The organism is Erwinia billingiae Eb661 (assembly GCF_000196615.1).
GTDB lineage: Bacteria > Pseudomonadota > Gammaproteobacteria > Enterobacterales > Enterobacteriaceae > Erwinia > Erwinia billingiae.
Map to the genome: position 1 here is coordinate 2,592,520 of NC_014306.1, position 19,854 is coordinate 2,612,373.

At 54.0% G+C, this 19,854-nt stretch carries 25 protein-coding genes; 9 read left to right on the forward strand and 16 right to left on the reverse strand.

What is annotated here, in order from left to right; translation table 11 throughout:
* Window positions 1-23 precede the first annotated feature (23 nt).
* Window positions 24-299 (reverse strand): putative hemolysin, encoded by a 276-nt coding sequence (locus EBC_RS13210; protein ID WP_013202300.1) that lies wholly within the window; start codon window positions 297-299, stop codon window positions 24-26.
* A gap of 181 nt (window positions 300-480) precedes the next feature.
* On the opposite strand from EBC_RS13210, the gene EBC_RS13215 reads away from it, so the two are divergent.
* Window positions 481-1,137: an MgtC/SapB family protein gene (locus tag EBC_RS13215; protein ID WP_013202301.1), complete on the forward strand. Its 657-nt coding sequence runs from the start codon at window positions 481-483 to the stop codon at window positions 1,135-1,137.
* Window positions 1,138-1,321: 184 nt separating this feature from the next.
* Entirely contained in the window at window positions 1,322-1,609 is a 288-nt protein-coding gene (locus EBC_RS13220) for a putative quinol monooxygenase (protein WP_013202303.1), read from the forward strand.
* A gap of 66 nt (window positions 1,610-1,675) precedes the next feature.
* Here EBC_RS13220 and dbpA read toward each other — a convergent pair whose 3' ends face one another.
* The 6 genes from dbpA to EBC_RS13245 form a co-directional block, all read right to left on the reverse strand.
* Window positions 1,676-3,055 (reverse strand): ATP-dependent RNA helicase DbpA, encoded by a 1,380-nt coding sequence (gene dbpA / locus EBC_RS13225; RefSeq protein WP_013202304.1) that lies wholly within the window; start codon window positions 3,053-3,055, stop codon window positions 1,676-1,678.
* A gap of 136 nt (window positions 3,056-3,191) precedes the next feature.
* The gene (gene ttcA / locus EBC_RS13230) at window positions 3,192-4,085 is read right to left on the reverse strand and encodes a tRNA 2-thiocytidine(32) synthetase TtcA (RefSeq protein WP_013202305.1); all 894 of its coding nucleotides are present in this window, start codon (window positions 4,083-4,085) and stop codon (window positions 3,192-3,194) included.
* Between the two features lie 178 nt (window positions 4,086-4,263).
* Window positions 4,264-4,413, reverse strand: coding sequence for a hypothetical protein (locus EBC_RS25785; protein WP_013202306.1), 150 nt, complete (start codon window positions 4,411-4,413; stop codon window positions 4,264-4,266).
* A 280-nt stretch (window positions 4,414-4,693) separates the two neighbouring features.
* Entirely contained in the window at window positions 4,694-5,677 is a 984-nt protein-coding gene (gene zntB, locus EBC_RS13235) for a zinc transporter ZntB (protein WP_013202307.1), read from the reverse strand.
* Window positions 5,678-5,853: 176 nt separating this feature from the next.
* Window positions 5,854-6,183 (reverse strand): hypothetical protein, encoded by a 330-nt coding sequence (locus EBC_RS13240; RefSeq protein WP_013202308.1) that lies wholly within the window; start codon window positions 6,181-6,183, stop codon window positions 5,854-5,856.
* Between the two features lie 152 nt (window positions 6,184-6,335).
* The gene (locus tag EBC_RS13245) at window positions 6,336-7,952 is read right to left on the reverse strand and encodes a peptide ABC transporter substrate-binding protein (RefSeq protein WP_013202309.1); all 1,617 of its coding nucleotides are present in this window, start codon (window positions 7,950-7,952) and stop codon (window positions 6,336-6,338) included.
* A 201-nt stretch (window positions 7,953-8,153) separates the two neighbouring features.
* On the opposite strand from EBC_RS13245, the gene mpaA reads away from it, so the two are divergent.
* Window positions 8,154-8,861: a murein tripeptide amidase MpaA gene (gene mpaA, locus EBC_RS13250; protein WP_013202310.1), complete on the forward strand. Its 708-nt coding sequence runs from the start codon at window positions 8,154-8,156 to the stop codon at window positions 8,859-8,861.
* Here mpaA and ycjG read toward each other — a convergent pair.
* The gene (gene ycjG, locus EBC_RS13255; protein WP_013202311.1) at window positions 8,858-9,823 is read right to left on the reverse strand and encodes an L-Ala-D/L-Glu epimerase; all 966 of its coding nucleotides are present in this window, start codon (window positions 9,821-9,823) and stop codon (window positions 8,858-8,860) included. The two genes, mpaA and ycjG, sit on opposite strands and share 4 nt — an antisense overlap.
* Window positions 9,824-9,982: 159 nt before the next feature.
* Between ycjG and EBC_RS13260 the strand changes: the two genes are divergently transcribed.
* The 4 genes from EBC_RS13260 to EBC_RS13275 all read left to right on the forward strand — a co-directional run bounded on the left by EBC_RS13260 (window position 9,983) and on the right by EBC_RS13275 (window position 11,458).
* A complete protein-coding gene (locus tag EBC_RS13260; protein WP_157868020.1) occupies window positions 9,983-10,297 on the forward strand; it encodes a hypothetical protein in 315 nt (104 codons plus the stop codon).
* Window positions 10,298-10,588: 291 nt separating this feature from the next.
* The gene (ycgZ, locus tag EBC_RS13265; RefSeq protein ID WP_013202313.1) at window positions 10,589-10,834 is read left to right on the forward strand and encodes a regulatory protein YcgZ; all 246 of its coding nucleotides are present in this window, start codon (window positions 10,589-10,591) and stop codon (window positions 10,832-10,834) included.
* Between the two features lie 30 nt (window positions 10,835-10,864).
* Window positions 10,865-11,155: a hypothetical protein gene (locus tag EBC_RS13270; protein WP_013202314.1), complete on the forward strand. Its 291-nt coding sequence runs from the start codon at window positions 10,865-10,867 to the stop codon at window positions 11,153-11,155.
* 54 nt (window positions 11,156-11,209) lie between these two features.
* Window positions 11,210-11,458, forward strand: a complete 249-nt coding sequence (locus EBC_RS13275) for a biofilm/acid-resistance regulator YmgB/AriR (RefSeq protein ID WP_013202315.1) — start codon at window positions 11,210-11,212, stop codon at window positions 11,456-11,458.
* A 63-nt stretch (window positions 11,459-11,521) separates the two neighbouring features.
* Here the strand turns inward: EBC_RS13275 and EBC_RS13280 are convergent, their stop codons facing one another.
* On the reverse strand, window positions 11,522-11,725 hold the full coding sequence (locus tag EBC_RS13280) for a hypothetical protein (RefSeq protein ID WP_013202316.1): 204 nt from the start codon (window positions 11,723-11,725) through the stop codon (window positions 11,522-11,524).
* A 350-nt stretch (window positions 11,726-12,075) separates the two neighbouring features.
* On the opposite strand from EBC_RS13280, the gene EBC_RS13285 reads away from it, so the two are divergent.
* Together EBC_RS13285 and tpx are read left to right on the forward strand one after the other, a co-directional pair.
* Window positions 12,076-13,293 carry a diguanylate phosphodiesterase gene (locus EBC_RS13285; protein ID WP_013202317.1) on the forward strand — a complete coding sequence of 406 codons (1,218 nt, stop codon included), beginning with the start codon at window positions 12,076-12,078 and terminating at the stop codon, window positions 13,291-13,293.
* Between the two features lie 88 nt (window positions 13,294-13,381).
* Window positions 13,382-13,885, forward strand: coding sequence for a thiol peroxidase (gene tpx, locus EBC_RS13290; RefSeq protein ID WP_013202318.1), 504 nt, complete (start codon window positions 13,382-13,384; stop codon window positions 13,883-13,885).
* Window positions 13,886-14,001: 116 nt separating this feature from the next.
* Here the strand turns inward: tpx and tyrR are convergent, their stop codons facing one another.
* The 7 genes from tyrR to pspA all read right to left on the reverse strand — a co-directional run bounded on the left by tyrR (window position 14,002) and on the right by pspA (window position 19,849).
* Entirely contained in the window at window positions 14,002-15,567 is a 1,566-nt protein-coding gene (gene tyrR / locus EBC_RS13295; protein ID WP_013202319.1) for a transcriptional regulator TyrR, read from the reverse strand.
* 147 nt (window positions 15,568-15,714) lie between these two features.
* Window positions 15,715-16,773 (reverse strand): YcjF family protein, encoded by a 1,059-nt coding sequence (locus EBC_RS13300; protein WP_013202320.1) that lies wholly within the window; start codon window positions 16,771-16,773, stop codon window positions 15,715-15,717.
* Window positions 16,770-18,167: a YcjX family GTP-binding protein gene (locus EBC_RS13305; RefSeq protein WP_013202321.1), complete on the reverse strand. Its 1,398-nt coding sequence runs from the start codon at window positions 18,165-18,167 to the stop codon at window positions 16,770-16,772. Before EBC_RS13305 ends, EBC_RS13300 begins: the two co-directional genes overlap by 4 nt.
* A gap of 63 nt (window positions 18,168-18,230) precedes the next feature.
* Window positions 18,231-18,467 carry a phage shock protein PspD gene (gene pspD, locus EBC_RS13310; protein WP_013202322.1) on the reverse strand — a complete coding sequence of 79 codons (237 nt, stop codon included), beginning with the start codon at window positions 18,465-18,467 and terminating at the stop codon, window positions 18,231-18,233.
* A 54-nt stretch (window positions 18,468-18,521) separates the two neighbouring features.
* Window positions 18,522-18,887, reverse strand: coding sequence for an envelope stress response membrane protein PspC (gene pspC, locus EBC_RS13315; protein WP_013202323.1), 366 nt, complete (start codon window positions 18,885-18,887; stop codon window positions 18,522-18,524).
* Entirely contained in the window at window positions 18,884-19,111 is a 228-nt protein-coding gene (pspB, locus tag EBC_RS13320; RefSeq protein WP_013202324.1) for an envelope stress response membrane protein PspB, read from the reverse strand. The genes pspC and pspB overlap by 4 nt, the downstream gene beginning before the upstream one ends.
* 72 nt (window positions 19,112-19,183) lie before the next feature.
* Window positions 19,184-19,849 carry a phage shock protein PspA gene (gene pspA / locus EBC_RS13325; protein WP_013202325.1) on the reverse strand — a complete coding sequence of 222 codons (666 nt, stop codon included), beginning with the start codon at window positions 19,847-19,849 and terminating at the stop codon, window positions 19,184-19,186.
* Window positions 19,850-19,854: the final 5 nt, after the last annotated feature.

A 19,854-nucleotide genomic window follows, 5' to 3' on the forward strand; every position in this document is an offset into this window, starting at 1 on the left:
CCGGTCAGGATCTCTGGCCGGTATTAACGCGCGCAGGTGCCGCTTGCCAGCGCATTTTCACCACAGCGTCGGCCATTTGCCAGCTGGCACATGCCAACGGAGCTGCCGTCTAACTGACGTGATAAGGCTAAGGTTCCCCCGGCATTTGCACAGGTGCTGGACGCTAAGTCGGACATCACCACGCGAGGTGGCACATGCGCACTGGTAGCCTGTTGCGGCGGTTCGTTGTCGGCTTCATTGCTGCTGCAAGCGGACAGCAACAGCGCACAACCCACAAGCAGAAAGGTCGCTGCTTTCATTTATTCTCCGGGGAACGGTAATTATGCAGAAAGCCAGCATAAGCTACGATCCCAGGCGGGTCGATAGCTGTCACGAATATTTACCAAATTAAAATGCCTGAAATAGCAATAGCCTGCCGTCTCATTTTATAACGGGTAACATTAAGCAACTGAAAGTGCCTACAAATCAGAAGGATAATCTATGTTAATGGATCTGCTGCTGCGTATCGCCTTAGCGGGAGCGTTGGGAGGATTAATCGGCCTTGAGCGCCAGCTCCGCGCTAAAGAGGCCGGTTTACGCACCCATATTCTCGTCGGCATTGGCAGCGCGATGTTTATGATCGTCTCTAAGTACGGATTTGATGACATTATTGCTCAGACGCATATTGGTCTGGATCCCAGCCGTATCGCCGCTCAGGTCGTCAGCGGCATGGGCTTCCTCGGTGCCGGCACCATCATTATTCAAAAGCAGGTGGTTAAAGGCCTGACCACCGCGGCAGGCCTGTGGGTCACCGCCGCCATCGGCCTGGTGATTGGTAGCGGACTGTATGAAATTGGCATTTATGGCACCCTGCTGGCGCTGATCGTGCTGGAGACGTTTCGCCGCATCAGCCACTGGCTTATTGGCCGCCACCACACCCTGATCTTCCACCTTAAGCCCAAAAGCGTGCCGCTGGTGTTAATCGCGTTAGAAAAGGAGCGCGTTCGCACCGGCCAGGTATCGGTGGTTAACCGGGATGTTGAAACCGGGCTCTGTGAAATGACAATTGACGTGACATTGTCACGCAATATCGCTCCGCATCAGATTTATGACGCGTTGTTAGAGATTAAAGGCGTGACGTCGGTCGAGATGCAATAAACGCCTGCCAATTTATCAGCCTGTGCGCACGCGGCCTGTAGTCGCCTGACAAATGTGGCATGATGCGTTGATGCATCGCCTGAAAATGAATGAAGATGGCAAAGAATGCGTATCGAAAGCAGCAGTTTACAGGGTCAGGTGGGATTTCCAGCCTGACTGGCAAGGTAACTAAAAGGAGAAGTGGATGACCGATAAAAATATCCTCATCGTGGCAAAGTTCACTGCCCGGCCTGGCAAAGCGGATGAGTTAAAAAAAGTGCTGAACAACGGCGTGAAACCGGCCCGTGCTGAAGCGGGTTGCCTCCATTACGATCTGTATCGCAGTGTGGAAGACGGGAACGTGTTCCTGTTCCATGAAACCTGGAAAAATGCCGAAGCGGTCGAAATCCATGGCGGACAGCCGCACTTCAAAACGCTGATGGCCGACGCCGAACCGTTGCTGGCGCAACCGCCTGAAGTGCATAAAATCTGATGTTTACTCACTAATAAAAAAAGGCCTGATTCGCTCAGGCCTTTTTTATTGCGGGTGATAAAGCGGCTATTTCAGCAAGCGCGCCCGGCAAGATTTGCCTTTGATTTTCACCTGCTGTAATTGCTTCATCGCCTGACGCGCGGTGTCCTGACGGATTGCGACATACGCCTGGGTTGGCGCGATATCGATTTTACCAATCACGTCGCTGCTCAGACCGGCATCGCCGGTCAGTGCCCCGAGAATGTCGCCAGGACGGATTTTCGCCTTACGGCCACCATCCAGACTCAGGGTCGCCATTTCGGCCAGCAGCGGCTGTGCGGCCACCGATTTCAGCTCGGACACTTTATGCCAGCTCAGCTTCATCTGCAGGAAATCCTCCAGCGCATGGGCTCGCACCATCTCATCTGGCGCGACAAAGCTGATTGCGCACCCTTCTGCGCCGGCACGCGCGGTACGGCCAATACGGTGGACATGCACTTCCGGGTCAAAGGAGAGTTGATAGTTAACCACCATCGCCAGGGATTTAATGTCCAGCCCACGCGCGGCAACATCGGTGGCGACCAGCACGCGGCAGCTGCCGTTAGCGAACTGAATCAATACCTGATCACGATCGCGCTGTTCTAAATCGCCGTGCAGCGCCAGTGCGCTGATTTTGGCGCTGTCCAGCGCATAAGCGACGTCGTCACATTCGCGTTTGGTATTACAGAACACCACGCAGGAGCTTGGTTTCTCATCGCTCAACAGACCGATCAGCGCGGTTAACTTTTCACGCGCGCCGGCTTCATAAAAGCGCTGGTCGATAGTCGGTAAGTCAGATACCACGTCGGTTTCAACCGCCACCGGCTCACGCTGAATATTCTGGCTGATACGCGCGATATCCTGCGGCCAGGTTGCCGAGAACAGCAGCGTCTGGCGCGATGCCGGACAGTATTTGATGATTTCTTCAATATCTTCGCGGAAGCCCATTTCCAGCATCCGGTCCGCTTCATCCAGCACCAGGGTGCCGATCTGATCCAGTTTCAGCGTTTCGCGCTTAAGGTGATCAAGGATACGGCCTGGCGTACCGACCACGATATGCGGCGCATGCACCAGCGAATCGCGTTGAGCACCCATTGGCTGGCCGCCGCACAGGGTAAGAATTTTGATATTCGCGGCAAAACGGGCCAGACGACGCAGCTCTTTCGCCACCTGGTCAGCCAGTTCACGCGTTGGGCATAACACCAGCGATTGCGTGACAAACTGGGTCACATCAATGCGGTGCAGCACGCCGAGGCCAAAGGCGGCCGTTTTTCCGCTGCCGGTTTTGGCCTGAGCGCGAACGTCCTTCCCTTCCAGGATCGCCGGCAAAGCGGCCGCCTGGACTGGGGTCATTGTATGGTAGCCAAGCTCATTCAGATTATCGATCTGGCTGGCTGGCAGGGCTGTCAGGGTTGCAAAAGAAGTCACACATTACTCTCTGATAAAACCGGCGGGCGGATTGGCGCTGAGTGTAGCAGAAAACCCTGCCCGCAGGTGGCGGCCGGGTGGGTAACCGGCCAGCTAAGGAAGATTAAGCGGCAACCGTCGCCGCTTAATAAAAAGATTAGAGGTTAGTCACATCGATAAACATGGATTTGTCGATGTTGGTCGAAGAAACCGTCGCTTCGGAAAACGCGTACTCTTCCCTGTCGCCTTCACGATCCAGCGGCAGGTTAACAAAGTCGAACAGATTGCGGTCAGCCAGCTGGCTTGGGCTGACGTTCTGAATCGATTTAAACACGCTTTCCACGCGGCCAGGTTCTTTCTTATCCCAGTCGGTCAGCATCGATTTGATCGCCTGACGCTGCAGATTTTCCTGCGACCCGCAAAGGTTGCACGGAATGATTGGGAAGGCTTTGTGTTCCGAGTATTCAATCAGGTCTTTCTCGCGGCAGTACGCCAGAGGGCGGATAACCACGTTGCGTCCGTCGTCTGAACGCAGCTTCGGCGGCATCGCCTTCATGCGCGCGCCGTGGAAGATGTTGAGGAACAGCGTCTCAACGATGTCATCCATATGGTGGCCCAGCGCGATTTTGGTGGCACCAATCCGCTCGGCAAAAGAGTAAAGCGTGCCGCGACGCAGGCGGGAACACAGACCGCAGGTGGTTTTGCCTTCAGGGATCTTCTCTCTGACGACGGAATAGGTGTCTTTATCGACGATGTAATAAGGAATATCCAGTTTCTCGAAATACGCCGGCAAAATATGCTCGGGGAAACCGGGTTGTTTTTGGTCGAGGTTAACCGCCACCACGTCGAAATGGATGGGGGCGACCTTTTTTAAATTCAGCAGGATATCCAACATGGCGAATGAATCTTTGCCGCCGCTCATACAGGCCATCACCACATCATTTTCTTCAATCATGTTGTAGTCGATGATGGCGTTGCCAACGTTTCTGCGCAGACGTTTCTGCAACTTGTTGTATTCGAGCGATTCTTTTCTTGTATCTGTTTGATTCATAGCGACTTCTCATAACGTCGAAGCGGGTCGACGGTCGATTTCCTGGTTGGACACTTTTCTGGCGGGGAGTATACGGGTTTTTAGTGCAGGTTTAAATAATCCTGGCGGCGGGCAGCGCCAGAAGATAAGGATGACGTCCCTGTCAGCCAACCTGCCCGGTGAGGGGCAGGCATCGCCATCAGGCATAGGGTGGCGGATCTAAAATCGGATCGGGATCGATCGGCGGATCCGGCATCGGTTGTGGGGTTGGGATCGGTTCAGGGATCGGGACCGGGTCGGTCGGAATGGGATCGGATGCGTGTGGAGTGTCCATTGTGTTGAGTAACATGTCTTCCTCCTCAGACGTGGCATGTCCTTAAAGCATAGGCACCCCAGCCTGAGCTGGCAAATGGACAAAAAAAAGCCGGGAATCCCCGGCTTGTACGAATCAATGTGCTATGCAGTAATTCAAATAAAAGGAAGTAAGACAATATGGAGCGCAACGCCCATCGCTTGACGTTGCATTCACCTGCGGGAAAGAGTTTGCCCCAACGTTGCCCGATGAATATTGATTTGGGTCAGTTTTGAACGCCCTTTTTCATCTTTTTCAGGCGGATTTTTCTATCATCTCACAACCATTTACGTCTTTTTAACCACCACGCAACGCCAAGCACCAGCACCACCAACAGGAAGCAGAAGGTGCCAAATCCGTATCCCCAACTTCCGCCGGGAATGCCGCCGAGGTTCACCCCAAACAAGCCGGTCAGGAAGGTGGTTGGCAGGAACACCATCGCCATTAGCGACATGGTGTAGGTTCTGCGGTTCATCGACTCCGCCATCACCGTGCTGATTTCATCCGATAACACCGCAGTTCTCGACACGCTGGCATCCAGATCGTCCAGCCCGCGCCCTAACCTGTCAGCGATATCCTGCATTCTGCGGCGGTCGTCGTCGCTCATCCACGGCAGACGCTCGCTGGCGATGCGGGAAAACACATCACGTTGCGGCGACATGTAGCGCCGCATGATAATCAGCTGTTTACGAATTAACGCCAGTTCACCACGGGGTGGGATCTGCTGATCGACCACCGCGTCTTCCAGGTCGATAATTTTATCGTGCAGTTCTTCAATAAATTCACTGGTGTGATCGGTTAACGCATCACACACGTCCACCAGCCAGCCGCCGCCGTTTAACGGACCGTTGCCGTTTTGCAGATCGGTCAGCACTTCATCGATGGCGAATACCTTGCGCTGGCGGGTAGAAACAATCAGCTTGTCATTAATAAACACCCGAATAACCACCAGCTGATCGGGGCGGGATTCGCTGTTCAGATTCACGCTGCGCAGCGTAATCATCGTGCCATCGCCCAGGCGGTTGACCCGTGGCCGCATACTGTCGCCGCCGAGCGCATCGCGCACCGAATCAGGTAACAGCGGCGTTGAAACCAGCCAGTCGGCACTCTCGCGATGGGTGTAATTCAAATGCAACCAGCAAGGCCTGTCGCAATGAATCACATCTTTATCGTCGATGGGGATTAACCCGCCCTTGCCATCCAGCTGACAGGAAATTATGGCATCCGATATCTGTAACGCCTTGCCTTCAATAACGTCCACAACTGCTCCGCATTAAGCATAATCAATACGATACAGTCTAGCCTGCCCGCTCGTCGTTGCAAAATGGCCATATTCCTGGGAGCGTTAAAAAGCATGTCAATATGCGAACAGATACGCGCCCGCCCGGCAACCCGAGCGGAGAAAGGCAGATATTCATTACACCCGGCAGGAAACGATCAGCTCTGCGCGCCACCCTGACACTTGGTTTGCTCCAGCGCTTTCAGCTGGGTCATGCGCTGGTCAGCATGCTTTTGTGCCAGGCTTTTTGCCACGCCATTGCCGATGCCAAAATCACCGATAAATCCGAGCACCGTAAGGCCGTCGAACTCGCCGGTTTTATTGATTTTTGCCTGGGTTTGTTGCTGCGAGGCGATTTGTGACTCGATGCCGGTGCAGTCCAGCGTGGTCGCCTGAACGTTACTGACAGGAGGTGATGAAGGATATTGCTTCAGGGCACAGCCTGACAGCAACAGAGACGCAGTAAGTAAGCAAACTGACTTCAGCATAAAGTACCTGATCCGGGTTGAAGAACAACGTTGACCGGAACAGTATCCGTTATCAACATCTCATCCGATGCCATGAACAATTGGCTAATTTGCTGGCTTATTACACAATCATCTTGATGGCGCGGCAGCGAAAGCCCCGCGCCAGCCGGTCATCAGTGCTTAAGGATGTACAACGTGCGGCTGTAGGCCACATCTTCCGGGTTGGTGATCGGATAGCCTTTCACCCACGGCTTAATCAGACGTCCATTGGTGTACTGATAAATTGGCGCAATAGGCGACTGGTCGGCAATGATCTGCTCGGCACGGTTGTAATCGCCGTTACGCGCTTCGCTGTTGGTTTCCCGACTGGCTTTATCAATCAGCGCATCGTATTCCGGGCTTTTGAACTTCGCGATGTTGCCGCTGTGAGTCGAGGTCAGCAGGCTGAGGAAGGTCGACGGCTCGTTGTAATCCCCCACCCAGGACGCGCGGATCACATCAAAGTTGCCGGTGTTACGGCTGTCAATATAGGTTTTCCATTCCTGATTTTGCAGCTTAACCGACACCCCAAGATTCTTCTTCCACATGGAGGCGACCGCGATGGCCACCTTCTGGTTGTTTTCCGAGCTGTTGTACAGCAAGGTCAGATCCAGCGGATGGGTTGGGCCATAGCCCGCCGCCGCCAGCAACGCTTTTGCCTGCTGGTTCAGCTCTTCCTGAGAATGCTGCTGCAGGAAACCGGGTTTCGGTTTGAAGCCCGCGGTCACATCTGCGGTGAAGTGCCAGGCCGGTTTCTCACCGGTTCCCAATACTTTTTCGGCGATGATTTTACGGTCGATGCTCCACGAAAGCGCCTTACGCACGCGCACATCGGCCGTCGGTCCTTTGGTGGTATTAAACGCGTAGTAATAGGTGCCCAGCTGATCCGGCGTGTAGACCTGGCCCGGCAGATCTTTCTTCAACATGCTGTACATATTTTTCGGGAAGGACTCGGTGATATCAATATCGTCAGCGCGGTAGCGTTTGGTGGCGCTGGATTCTTCGTTGATCGGCACAAAGGTCACTTTGGTCAGCACGCTGTGGGCGTTATCCCAATAGTGGTCATTGCGCACCAGCACCAGCTTTTCATTGACCACGCGCTCCTGCAGCTTATACGCGCCGTTGCCGACCAGCGTGCCCGGCTGCACCCAGTCTTTCCCTGCTTTTTCAATCACCTTTTCCGGTACCGGATAAAGGCTGAAGTTGGCGGTCAGGCTGACGAAATACGGCACCGGTTTATCCAGCGTGACCTTAAGACGGTGATCGTCCAGTGCGGTGACGCCAAGCTTATCCGGCGTCATCTGCCCTTTGGTGATCGCCCCGGCGTTCTGGATGCCGGCCAGCTCCGCAAACCAGGCAAACGTAGAGCCGATTTTCGGGTCGACTAACCTGCGCCAGCTATACACAAAATCATTGGCGGTCACCGGATCGCCATTCGACCATTTGGCGTCCTTACGCAGGGTGAAAATCCAGGTTTTGTTATCGGTGGTCTGCCACTGCGTTGCCACGCCGGGAATAATGTTGCCTTTTGCATCCTGATTGGTCAGACCCTCGAACAGATCGCGGATCACCTGAATTTCGGGCAGGCCGACCGCTTTTGCCGGATCGAGCGAGGCAGGCTCGTCTTTTATATGACGGACAATTTCCTGACGTGAGGCCAGTGCCGTTCCGGGCGGAACCTCAGCAGCAGAGACAGAAGCAGTGACAGCCAGCGCCAGCATAGCCAGCGTGAAACGGGAGGAATTGTTCATCAGGACACCTCAACGTAGGGGCAATTAAACGGGCAGATATTCCGACTTTAGCGCAAATCGTTGATAGATAAATAGCATTTTTCGCTACATTGGTCATGGGTTCGGAAAACCGTGACCTGACAGCCCTTTTGTTCCCGGCGCGTTTACGCTAGTTTTAAGTAGACCGTCCAGGTTAGACAAACCGTTCAGGAGTGTAAAATCATGTCCCCGATCCATCCGCGCCCGTTACGCGGCAAGCTTGATGCAGTCAGTAAGGTTTATGGTGCCTCGGTACTCGGTGCGCCGCTGTTATGGTTTCCTGCTCCGGCGGCTGACGAAGACAGCGGATTGATCCTGGCGGGAACGCACGGTGATGAGACGGCTGCGGTGGTGACGCTCTCCTGTGCGATGCGCACCTTGCTGGAACCGCATCGCCGACATCATGTGGTGCTGGCGGTGAATCCCGACGGTTGCCAGCTGGGGCTGCGGGCCAATTCACGCGGCGTGGATTTGAACCGCAACTTCCCCGCGGCTAACTGGCAGCCGGGCGACACGGTCTATCGCTGGAACAGCGAGGCCGATGAGCGGGATGTTGTGCTGTCTACCGGCGAAAAACCGGCGTCAGAACCCGAAACGCAGGCCTTATGTGATTTGATTCATGCGCTGAAGCCGAGTTGGATCGTCACCTTCCACGAGCCGCTGGCCTGCATTGAAGATCCGGATACCAGCCCGTTAGGTCACTGGCTGGCGAAGAAGATGGAACTGCCGCTGGTGACCAGCGTCGGTTATGCCACCCCGGGTTCTTTTGGCAGCTGGTGTGCCGACCTGAGCCTGCCGGTGATCACCGCTGAATTGCCGCCGATCTCCGCCGATGAATCGACGGAGAAATATCTCGGCGCCATGGTCGATCTCCTCAGCTGGCAGCCTTAAAAAGCGATCCGGCCACAGCTGAACGGCAGCGCCGGGTCCACATCCACAGCCAGCCAGGTTGGCCCGTCCAGATCGATAAAACGGGCCGAATTAACCAGCGGCAGCGCGGCGGCGATGGCACGTGAAGTACAAAGCATACATCCCAGCATGATCTCAAAACCGGCCGCTCTGGCTTCCTGCGCCAGGGCCAGCGCTTCGGTCAGACCGCCGGTTTTATCCAGTTTGATGTTGACCATCTCATAGCGACCTTTCAACCCCGCCAGGCTTTCACGGGTGTGGCAACTCTCATCGGCACAAACCGGCAACGGATGGATGAAGTTTGCCAGCGAGGCGTCATCGCCCGCCGGCAGCGGCTGCTCCAGCATCGCCACGCCAAGGTCAGCCAGCAGCTGACAGCGCGCAGCCAGTCCTTCACTGTGCCAGGATTCGTTAGCATCAACAATCAGCGTTGCCTGCGGCACGGCGGTTCTGATCGCCACCAGCCTTTCGGTGATCAACGCATTATCCATTTTGATTTTCAGCAGCCTTGCGCCATTTTCCCACAGCGCCAGCGCCGAGCTGGCCATCATTTCTGGCGCATCAATACTGACGGTTTGCGCCATATCGATAATGAAGGGTTGCGTGGTCCCGGTCAGATGCCAGAGGTTGGTGGACAGCTTTCTGGCCTGCAAATCCCACAGCGCGGAGTCAATCGCATTACGCGCCGCGCCAGCAGGAAGCGCCTGCTGAAGCTGTTCGCGGGTCATTCCCTGTTCAAGCTGGGTGTATAACGCCGCAATTTGCGCCAGCACCGACGCTTCAGTTTCTCCGTAACGGGGATACGGCGTGCATTCACCGACCCCTTTAATTCCCCCTTCCTCCAGTTCCACCACCACCACACCGGCCTCGTTGCGTGAGCCACGGGCAATCACAAAAGGCGTATGCAATGGCCAGGCTTCCGGGTACACCTTTACTGCTCTCATCAACAAATCCTTATTGCGGGGAAGAAAGTGAAAATACACCATCAACATAGTCCTGACTGGAAGGGTTTGGCAATGTGTGAGCCAATTTCACAAATTGCCGATCCTGTTTTAAAATAACAGGGGTTAATCATTATTCAGCATCAGTGAGGGAGGTTCGTTTTGACTATTACTGACGAAGATCAGGAGCACCACGTTATGCTTGGCGAAGCAGCGATGAGTCTTATCTTCAGCAGGCAAGAAATAAGTCCGGCAGCATTACTGCACCAACTGCAGGTAATGGCCGTTGATGAAGACGACGATGACAGGCTGTTGCAGATCGCGCAGACGAGAAAATGGCTGGTTACGCAAAAGAACCACCATGCCGGCACTCCTTCAAAAAATGCGGTTACGGCTTCGGATAGCCAGAACGATCCAGAATCCCGTGGCGCTGATAACCGACCACGCTCATCACAGTCTGACGAAGCGGAAAAGTAAACAGCCTGTATCCGGGGAGGCGGCTCTGCTCCTTCCCCCTGTATTTCCCATCCCTCCCAAATCCCCTCACCGCTTGAAATGCATCCAGTTTTTCTGCAAAACAGGCTGTCGTCGCCGCAGCAACACTAAAAATTCTCTTTGTAACTCCCTGATAACAAATAGCTAGCACTTTATGCCTAAAATAGCATCCCTGGATAACCCGGAAATTCTGTACAAGCTTGCTTTACATGTATAACTTTAACGCCGAAAACATGGATAAAATTTGAACTTTATGACTCAGAGGGCAGCTTCATGCATCAGGGCGGATCGCACCCAAAGACTGAAAATGACATCAGTCGTTATTTTAATGAGGCCGTGTTGCCTTCTCAGCAGGAAACATTGGGCCAGATAGTGGTGGAGATTTTGCGTTCAGGCAAAAATCTTAACCGTAAATCACTTTGTTCTAAACTGCTCACCCGGCTGGAACTGGCGTCAGGTCCGGAGCAGGAGCAACACTACCACGAACTGATTGGTCTGCTATTCGGCCGCCGGGGCTGAACGCAGTCTTAATGATTCAGAGATGTTGGTATGGATAAAAACGACGAAGAAAAACGGGTTGATATTCTACTGGGCGAAGCAGTGATGGTCTTGCTTAAGGAAGATGCGGCAATCAGTAATGCTGCGTTGATCAAGCAGATGAGGCTCCAGTCCGAAATGGAAACGGACCCGCGACAAAAGCGTGCTTACCGACTGGCGGTAAGTGAAGTGAGAAACTATGCTTCTGCCGGCACGCCACTACCCCGTCATCAAGTTCACAATCGTGACAAGAAACGGCCCCTTGTAAATCAAGGGCCACCAGACGGCAGCAAAAAACATTGATTTAATTTTACGCTGGCATTACGCCAGTTTTTGTAACTTTATAAGGTCTTACACATGCAACAGCAAAGCACAGAATCCGAAATCCTCTCGTTTTTTAAAGCAGAAGGTGACGTCCTCGCGCAGGAAACGGCTGTCATCGGCATGGTAATCCGCGAGATTGCCACCAAAGGACAGCATGTTAATAACAAGGCCATCATCCTTAAGCTTATTGAGAAACTGGAAACGACGTCCGATGTGGTTCAGTTGGATATCTACCGCCAGGCGCTGGAAGTGGTCGTAGGCCGAACGCCAGACGACGCATAAGAGACTCGTCAATTGCTAGCAGTGAATGATAATTGCTAGCAATTGCGGTTTTACCGGTCAGGTTTAATGAAAACTTTCCAGCAGATATCGGAAGGCCTGCTGATAGATAGATTGAAGATGCTTATCGCGGGTTGCCGTGCTGTGGGCTTGCAGCATAATTAACACATTCTTCTTTTCCAAAGGCTCGCCAGCTTCCAACAATGCAGATACCGCTCTGCCAATCACCGCATAGATTTCTGAAGGATAATCTTTATCTTTGCCCTGCACATCTCCTCCGTATCAGACTGGCCAGACTCAACATTTTATCATCAGATAAGGGTTCCAAAAACCCGGAATAAGCAGATACAGATACTTCCTATACGTGCCTTTATCATTATAGACATTCTGCACAAATCGGGAATATTATTTACGGCACCTTCTTGAAAGTATTAATTATATTTAATTAATTGCCTGGAAAGTATTCCAGCGTTTCATGTCAATATTTCTCTGACCTGTTTCCTGCCAGTCAAAATTTGAACAACATTCGCATCCGAATAAAAAACCTCTATACTGGAACCGCTGTCAGACCATGGCACTCAACATCCTGACTATATAAAAACAATTTTATGGAATCCTCAATGCTGTCTACTCTCCTCTACCGCAGCCATATTTGTGATGATGTTCCGGTCAAAGCACTGAAGAACCTCTTATTAAAAGCCAATAAAAATAATGAATTAAACGAGGTTACCGGGATCCTGCTGTTTAACGGCACCCATTTCTTCCAGCTGCTGGAAGGCCCTGAACAGGCTGTAAAAACCATTTACGAACATATTTGCCTCGATAAACGTCACCATAATCTGGTCGAGTTGATGCGCGACTATGCCCCTTCCCGCCGCTTTGGCAATGCCGGAATGGAACTGTTCGATTTGCGCCTTCACGATCGCGATACGGTGCTGCAGGCGGTGTTGGATAAAGGGACCTCTAAGTATCAACTGACTTACGACGACCGCGCGTTACAGTTTCTGCGCTCTTTTGTCGAGGCGCGTGAAAGTGAAGAGTATTTTGAAATTCCGCCTGCCGTTAACTGGAACTTTGTCAGCGATGCTGAGCCTGACGAAAATGATCGTCAGTTCCCTGAGCAGGGATACAGTTTTGCTTTCCAGCCGATCGTCGACCCGTTGTCCCAAAAGATCGTTTCACTTGAAGCGCTGATGCGTAATGCTTCCGGGCTGAACCCGCTGGACTATTTCGACACCCTGCCTCGTAATGAACTTTACGAACTGGATATCAAGTCTAAGAAAGTGGTGTTTGAAATGGCTAAAAAAATGGGCATCGAGGGACTGACGCTTTCCATTAATTTACTGCCGATGTCACTGGTGATGGTGCCTGATGCGGTAGATTTCCTGATCCAGCAGATCGATGCCAACGGCTTAGTGCCCGAGCAAATCGTGATTGAGGTAACCGAAAACGAAGTTATCTCGCGCCCGGACGAGTTTTCGCTGGCCATAAAACAGTTAAGAGCGGCAGGCTTCAATCTGGCCATTGATGATTTTGGTGCCGGATCCGCCGGCTTGTTACTGCTGGCCCGGTTCCAGCCGGACCGCGTCAAAATCGATCGCTACATTATTAATGACGTGCATAAAAGCGGCCCAAAACAGGCGATTGTGCACGCCATCATTAAGTGTTGTCAGTCGCTGAACATCGGGGTGATTGCGGAAGGTGTCGAGCAGCCGGAAGAGTGGATGTGGCTGGAGTCCGCCGGGATCAGTCAGTTCCAGGGCTTCCTGTTTGCGACCCCAAAACTTGAGGCAGTCCCTGCGGTGGCCTGGCCTGAACTGAACGAAGACGTGCTCTGATACGCTGTTTGTTACGGATTTATCTGTGTGCGATCGCCAGCATGACATACACTCAGTGCTGGGTTTACTGCGCTTATAAGGAAAAATTATGTCTCAGACAGTTCATTTTCAAGGCAACCCGGTTGCCGTTGCAGGTCAGATCCCCGAGAAGGGCGAAGCCGCTAAGCCATTTACACTGGTCGCTAAAGACCTGTCGGAAGTCTCGCTGACTCAGTATGCCGGCAAGCGTAAAGTGCTTAACATCTTCCCAAGCGTCGATACCGGCGTGTGTGCCACTTCCGTACGCAAATTTAACCAGCTGGCAGGTGAAGTGAGCAACACGGTCGTGCTGTGTATTTCTGCCGACTTACCTTTTGCTCAGTCCCGCTTCTGCGGCTCTGAAGGCTTAAGCAACGTGGTCACCCTTTCCACGCTGCGTGGCAGTGATTTCAAACAGGATTATGGTGTGGCGATTGCTGATGGCCCGTTGAAAGGTCTGGCGGCGCGCGCAGTGGTGATTCTGGATGAGCAGGACAAGGTGATTTACAGCCAGTTGGTTAACGAGATCACCACTGAGCCGGAGTATGATGCGGCGCTGGCTGCTTTAAAGTAATGGCAAACGTTGAGTGAAGGGAGCAGGCCTCCTTTCGTCAGCGCGGCATATAAAACAGGGCGGAGTGTTTCCGCCCTGTTTTTTTTGTTTAAAGGTAGGGATAACGGGACTGGCGTTCAGGAACGGTTCTCAGGATCGGCTTTCTTTTGGCTGAGCCCGTATTCACGCAGTTTATTGGCAATCGCGGTGTGAGACACGCCCAGTCGTTTTGCCAGTTTGCGCGTGCTGGGATACGAGAGATAAAGCCGGGTTAAGATTGAACGCTCAAAGCGGCTGGTAATCTCATCCAGCGAACCTTCCATCACTTCCTCGCCTAACGGCATCTCCATGGCGAACTCCGGCAGGATGATATCCTGCGGACGCAGTTCATGACCTTCAAGCTGAGTCAGCGCCCGATACAACGCATTCTTTAACTGGCGCACGTTACCCGGCCAGGTATAACGGCTGAGGAACGCATTCAGCTGTGGCGCGAGTTTTGGTCTGGCCACGCCCTGCTCATCGGCAAACCGGGCCACAAACATTTCGGTCAACGGCAGAATATCCTGCGGTCGATCGCGCAGCGGTGGCAGGTTTAGCGTCAGGACATTGAGGCGGTAGAACAGATCTTCGCGGAACTCCCCGCGATGCACCATTTCGGTCAGATTCTTCTGCGTGGCACAGATCACCCGCACATCCACATGCACTTCATGTTCTTCGCCCACGCGGCGGAAGGTGCCGTCATTGAGGAAACGCAGCAGCTTGGTCTGCATCCTTGGGGTCATTTCGCCAATTTCATCCAGTAGCACGGAGCCGCCGCTGGCCTGTTCGAAGAAGCCCTTCTTGCCTTCCAGCGCGTTCGGATAGGCCCCGGCCGCATGGCCAAACAGTTCGCTTTCGGCCACATCGTCCGGCAACGAGGCGCAGTTCAGCGCCAGGAACGGCTTTTTGCCCCGCGCACTGCGCAGATGACAGGCACGGGCCAGCATATCTTTGCCGGTGCCGGTATCGCCGACAATCAGCAAGGGTGCATCAAGCATCGCCAGTTTGCGCGCCTGATCGACCACCTGACGCATTTTCGGCGTCACCGCGACGATGTGGTCAAATTCGCTGTCGTCATTCACCGCCAGGTTTTGCAACTGCTGGCCCATTCTGGCGGTGGATTTCAACATGACCACCGCACCCACCGGGTTAACCACCTCACCCGCGGCGTAAATCGGGGTGATCTCCATCAGGAAATCGCGCCCCTGAATCACCACATGGTGAGCCTGAGGTTCAATGCGCTCATTCTCCAGCCAGCGTTGAAAGTTGAAACCGGGGATCAATGCACCGGCGCCAAAATTACGCATCTTCTCTTCGTTGAGCGCAAACAATCCCTGTGCCGCCGGGTTCGCCAGCTCCACTTTGCTTTTCATATCGATAGAAAACACCGGTTCCGGCAGCGCGACCAGCAGCGCGCTGAGCGCACGGTGTTCACGTTCCGAAGGAAGGAAGTTGACCGTTCTGACATCGGTTACGCTGGGAATACGGCGGATTTCTGCCATCAGCTGGCTGAACAATTCAAATTCAACCGGACTGAAGTTGAGGTAGATGCGCCCGATTGAGGCAATTTCAATTCCGCGCAAATCGATGTTTCGCTCCACCAGGAGATCGAGCAATTCGCGGGTAAGACCAAGTCGGTCCTGGCAAAAAACTTCCAGACGCATAAGGGGCAACCTTTCATTATTCGGGCTTTGTCTGATGATACTCTATCGGCGTGAGCGCCAGTAGTGGTCTGGAAGGAAAAGTTGACAGGGACCGTGCTGAATGCGCACCAACCCAGCAATAATCCGGGTTGGCGCGTAAACTTTCGACTATTTTTCGGGGTTTACTGGCCCTTTTTGCAGGGTTTCTTTCAGCTGGATAATCAGATCGCGACGGAAATCACCCAGACGGGGTTTGTCACCTTCAATCCACGGCAGCGGACGGCACAATTCCATGGTTTTGATCCCCAACCTGGCGGTCAGCAGCCCGGCACCAATCCCCTGCGCGGCACGGGCAGAAAAGCGCGCGGCCAGATCCTGAGACATCCAGTCCATCCCCACTTCCCTGACCAGTTCGGACGCACCGGCAAACGCGATATTCAGCAGCACCAGACGGAACAGGCGGATACGGCTAAAGTAGCCCAATTCAATGCCATAAATGGCGGCGATACGGTTCACCAGACGCAGGTTTCGCCAGGCGATAAACGCCATATCCACCAGCGCCAGCGGGCTGACGGCAATCATCAGGGTCGACTCAGCCGAACTGCGGCCAATTTCACGCCTGGCCTGACGATCTAACACCGGTTGAACCAGCTGGGCATACAGACCGACGATTTCGCGATCGTTGTGGGTTTCATGCAGCGAGGCATGCCAGCGTTGCAGCGCCGGGTGTCCCTGATCCAGCCCCGCCTGTCTGGCCAGCTTTTCACAGAACGCCCGCCCTTTGCCCATGCCGTGACTGGTGAGTAATTCCCGCGCCACATCCCTTTCTTCCGCACGCTCACGCAGGCGATACAGGCGACGCCATTCGGCAATCAGTGAACCCGCGCCGGCAAACACTATTAACCCACCGGCGACACAGCCGCCCATCGCTATCCAGTCCTGCTGGAGCCAGGCATTGTGCGCCCACTGCACGCCCTGCGCGACCACGCTGATCCCCAGCACTGCCAGACCGGCCTTGACCATTTTGCGCCACAGACTGCGTTTTGGCCGCAGGGCCGCTTCAACCACGCGTTCACCTTCGCCCTCCTCAACAGGCTCAAGATCGGGATCTTCCGGGACGAAAACCGCATTCTGCTGCTCAAATGCCCGTGCCGCCTTCAGATTCGGCAGCGTTTCGGCTTCCAGCGGCTTGGCAAAATCAATTCGAGGTTTAATTGGCGTATTCATCGCAATTTATCTCCCAGTAAAAACTCCAGCGCCGCATCCATCCTGATGTGCGGCAGAGGACGATCCACATCCAAATCCTGTGGCCGGAATTGTTCAAAATGAAAACCCTGCTGCTGCCAAAATGCGTTGCCCGGCAGGCGTGGCGGCACTTCACCGGGATAGACGGTGAGCGGTTCATTATCCGCCAGGCGATGACCGCGTAATGCCGGGATCTTCTCACCCTGATGATCCACCAAGCCACTTTGGGTCGCCTGCACCGAAGCCAGGCCCATACAGTCCATGGTGATACCTTCAAACGCCGCGTTCTGCCAGGCGTCCTGCACCAGCTGCTGCAGCAGTGACACCAGATTGGCGTGCTGATCCGCGGTGACGTGATCGGATTTGGTGGCGGCAAACAGCAGCTTATCGATCACCGGCGAGAACAGGCGGCGAAACAGCGTGCGCTGGCCGTAGGAGAAGCTCTGCATCAACTGGGTCAACGCGAGGCGCATATCGTTAAACGCCTGCGGGCCACTGTTCAGCGGTTGCAGACAGTCGACCAGCACGATCTGGCGGTCGAATTTCAGGAAGTAGTTTTTATAGAAACCTTTGACCACATGCTGGCAATAGTAGTTAAAGCGCGCGCGCAGCATACCGATGTTGGTACTGGCATCCGCCTGCGCCAACCGGGCTTCATGACTTTCATCCAGCTGTGGCCACGGGAAGAACTGTAGCGCGGGCGCGCCGGCCATATCGCCGGGCAGCACAAAGCGACCGGGCTGAATAAAATGCAGGCCTTCCTGCTTACATTTCAGCAGGTATTCCGTCCAGGCCGCCGCAATTTCACCCAGCCGATTTTCATCAGCCGGTGCCAGCGGATCCAGACCTTCGCACAGGGTTTTCCAGCGTTCAGACCAGCTGGCGCGATCGCCCTGCAGCAACCCGGTCATCTGCCGCGACCAGCCGAGGTAATCCTGGGCCAGCATCGGCAAATCCAGCAGCCACTCGCCGGGATAGTCGACAATTTCCAGATAGAGCGTTGAAGTATCTTTGAAATGCCGCAGCAGCGATTCTCGTGAGCGATAGCGCAGCGCCAGACGCATTTCGCTGACGCCGCGGGTTGGCGTTGGCCAGTCCGGCGGCGACGCATAAAGCTGGGAGAGACCTTCGTCGTAGGTGAAGCGCTGAATGCCCATATCACGCTGTGGCACGCGCTTAACGCCTAACAGTCGCTCTTCGCGAACGGCGGAAAACATCGGCAGGCGCGCGCCGGAATTGACGTTGAGGAGTTGATTAACCAGAGAGGTGATAAAAGCGGTTTTCCCGCTGCGGCTGAGGCCAGTGACAGCAAGGCGCAGGTGGCGATCCGCGCCCCGATTCACCAGCGACAGCAATTCATTTTGAAGTCGGTTCATTGTGGTGTCGGCACCTTTTATTGTTCTGTTTACAGCAGTATTCGGGACGGCAAGTGTAGCAAATTAAGGCAAGGTTTTAGACTTATTCCAACGGGCGGAAGCGCCACGTACGGCACGACGCAGTAAGGGTTCCAGTGCCCAGGCAAGGAAGATTTTCAGCGGACGGTGGGCGACAGATTTAACCGCCCAACCAGCCAGACCGCCTGGTCCGTACGTCAGTGCGCTAATCAGCACAAATTTCCCCACCCTCTTGAACGCGGGCGCGGCGTTACTTTTTACAGATGATTGCCAGTTACGCATAAATGTACTCCTGAAAAGAAGAGAAAGGCCCGCGAACGAGCCCGCTCGGAGGGATTATAGCTGACGAAAACGGCTGCGGACGCTGAATGTTTCCGAGGTAACGTAACGCTCCATGTTCCTCAGGCTGGCTTCGCCGCCGTTGAGCTCGGCGCCCAGTTGATCCAGCAGCTGGTGCGCGGTTGGTGCTCTTTCGCCATTTCTGTCCAGTTCATCTGGCATCTCATCCAGCAAAAACGCCAGGCCGAAATAGGCGATCAGGGTGAAGAAAAACAGGCCAAAGAACATCGACAGCACCACAATCACCCGCACCAGACGTACCGGGATATCCAGATATTCGGCCACGCCGGCGCAAACGCCCTTCACTTTGCCGCGAGCAGGAATGCGGTAAAGCTTTTTTCCCTTAATGGTTACGCCGCTCATGGCTGCCTCCAGTTCGGGTGCTCTGCATCCAGAATTTCTTCCAGTGCCTGCACGCGCTCACGCATCCGTTTAGCATCCTGAGTTAACTGCTGCAGACGCTGCAGTTCACCTTGTGACAGCTCAGCGCCGTTGTTCTGACGGTTGCTGTAATGAAGCCATAACCAGATCGGGGCCACAAACAGCACGAAAATCGTCAGGGGTATGGCCAGAAATAACGCGCTCATTCATTCTCCTTGAAATATCGACCTGAACATTTTCAGGAACGGGCATCCAGCCAGGGATGCCGGGCACAGGCATTACTCACTGCGGTTCATTTTGGCTTTTAACGCCGCCAGCTGCTCACTGATTTCATCATCGGCGTGCAGGTCAGCAAATTCCTGATCCAACGTTTTCTTTTTACCAAAGCTCTGGCTTTCGGCTTCGGCTTCCATATGATCGATACGGCGTTCAAAGGATTCGAAACGCGCCATCGCTTCATCAATTTTACCGCTGTCCAGCTGACGACGCACGTCACGTGAAGAAGAAGCGGCCTGATGACGTAAGGTCAGGGCCTGCTGACGGGCGCGGGTTTCGGTGAGTTTTTTCTCCAGCTCGCCAATTTCGCCTTTCATACGGGTCAGCGTCTCTTCAACCTGCTCAGCTTCACGCTTCAGTGACACAATCAGCTCGGTCAGCTTCTGTTTTTCGATCAGCGCCGCACGGGCCAGATCGTCTTTCTCTTTACGCAGCGCAAGCTCGGCTTTGTCCTGCCATTCGGTCTGCTGTGCTTCAGCCTGGTCGATACGACGCACCAGCTGTTTCTTTTCTGCCAGCGCACGGGCGGAGGTCGAGCGCACTTCGACCAGCGTGTCTTCCATTTCCTGAATCATCAGGCGTACCAGCTTTTGCGGATCCTCTGCTTTCTCCAGCAGCGAATTGATATTGGCGTTCACGATATCGGCAAAGCGAGAAAAAATACCCATAATCA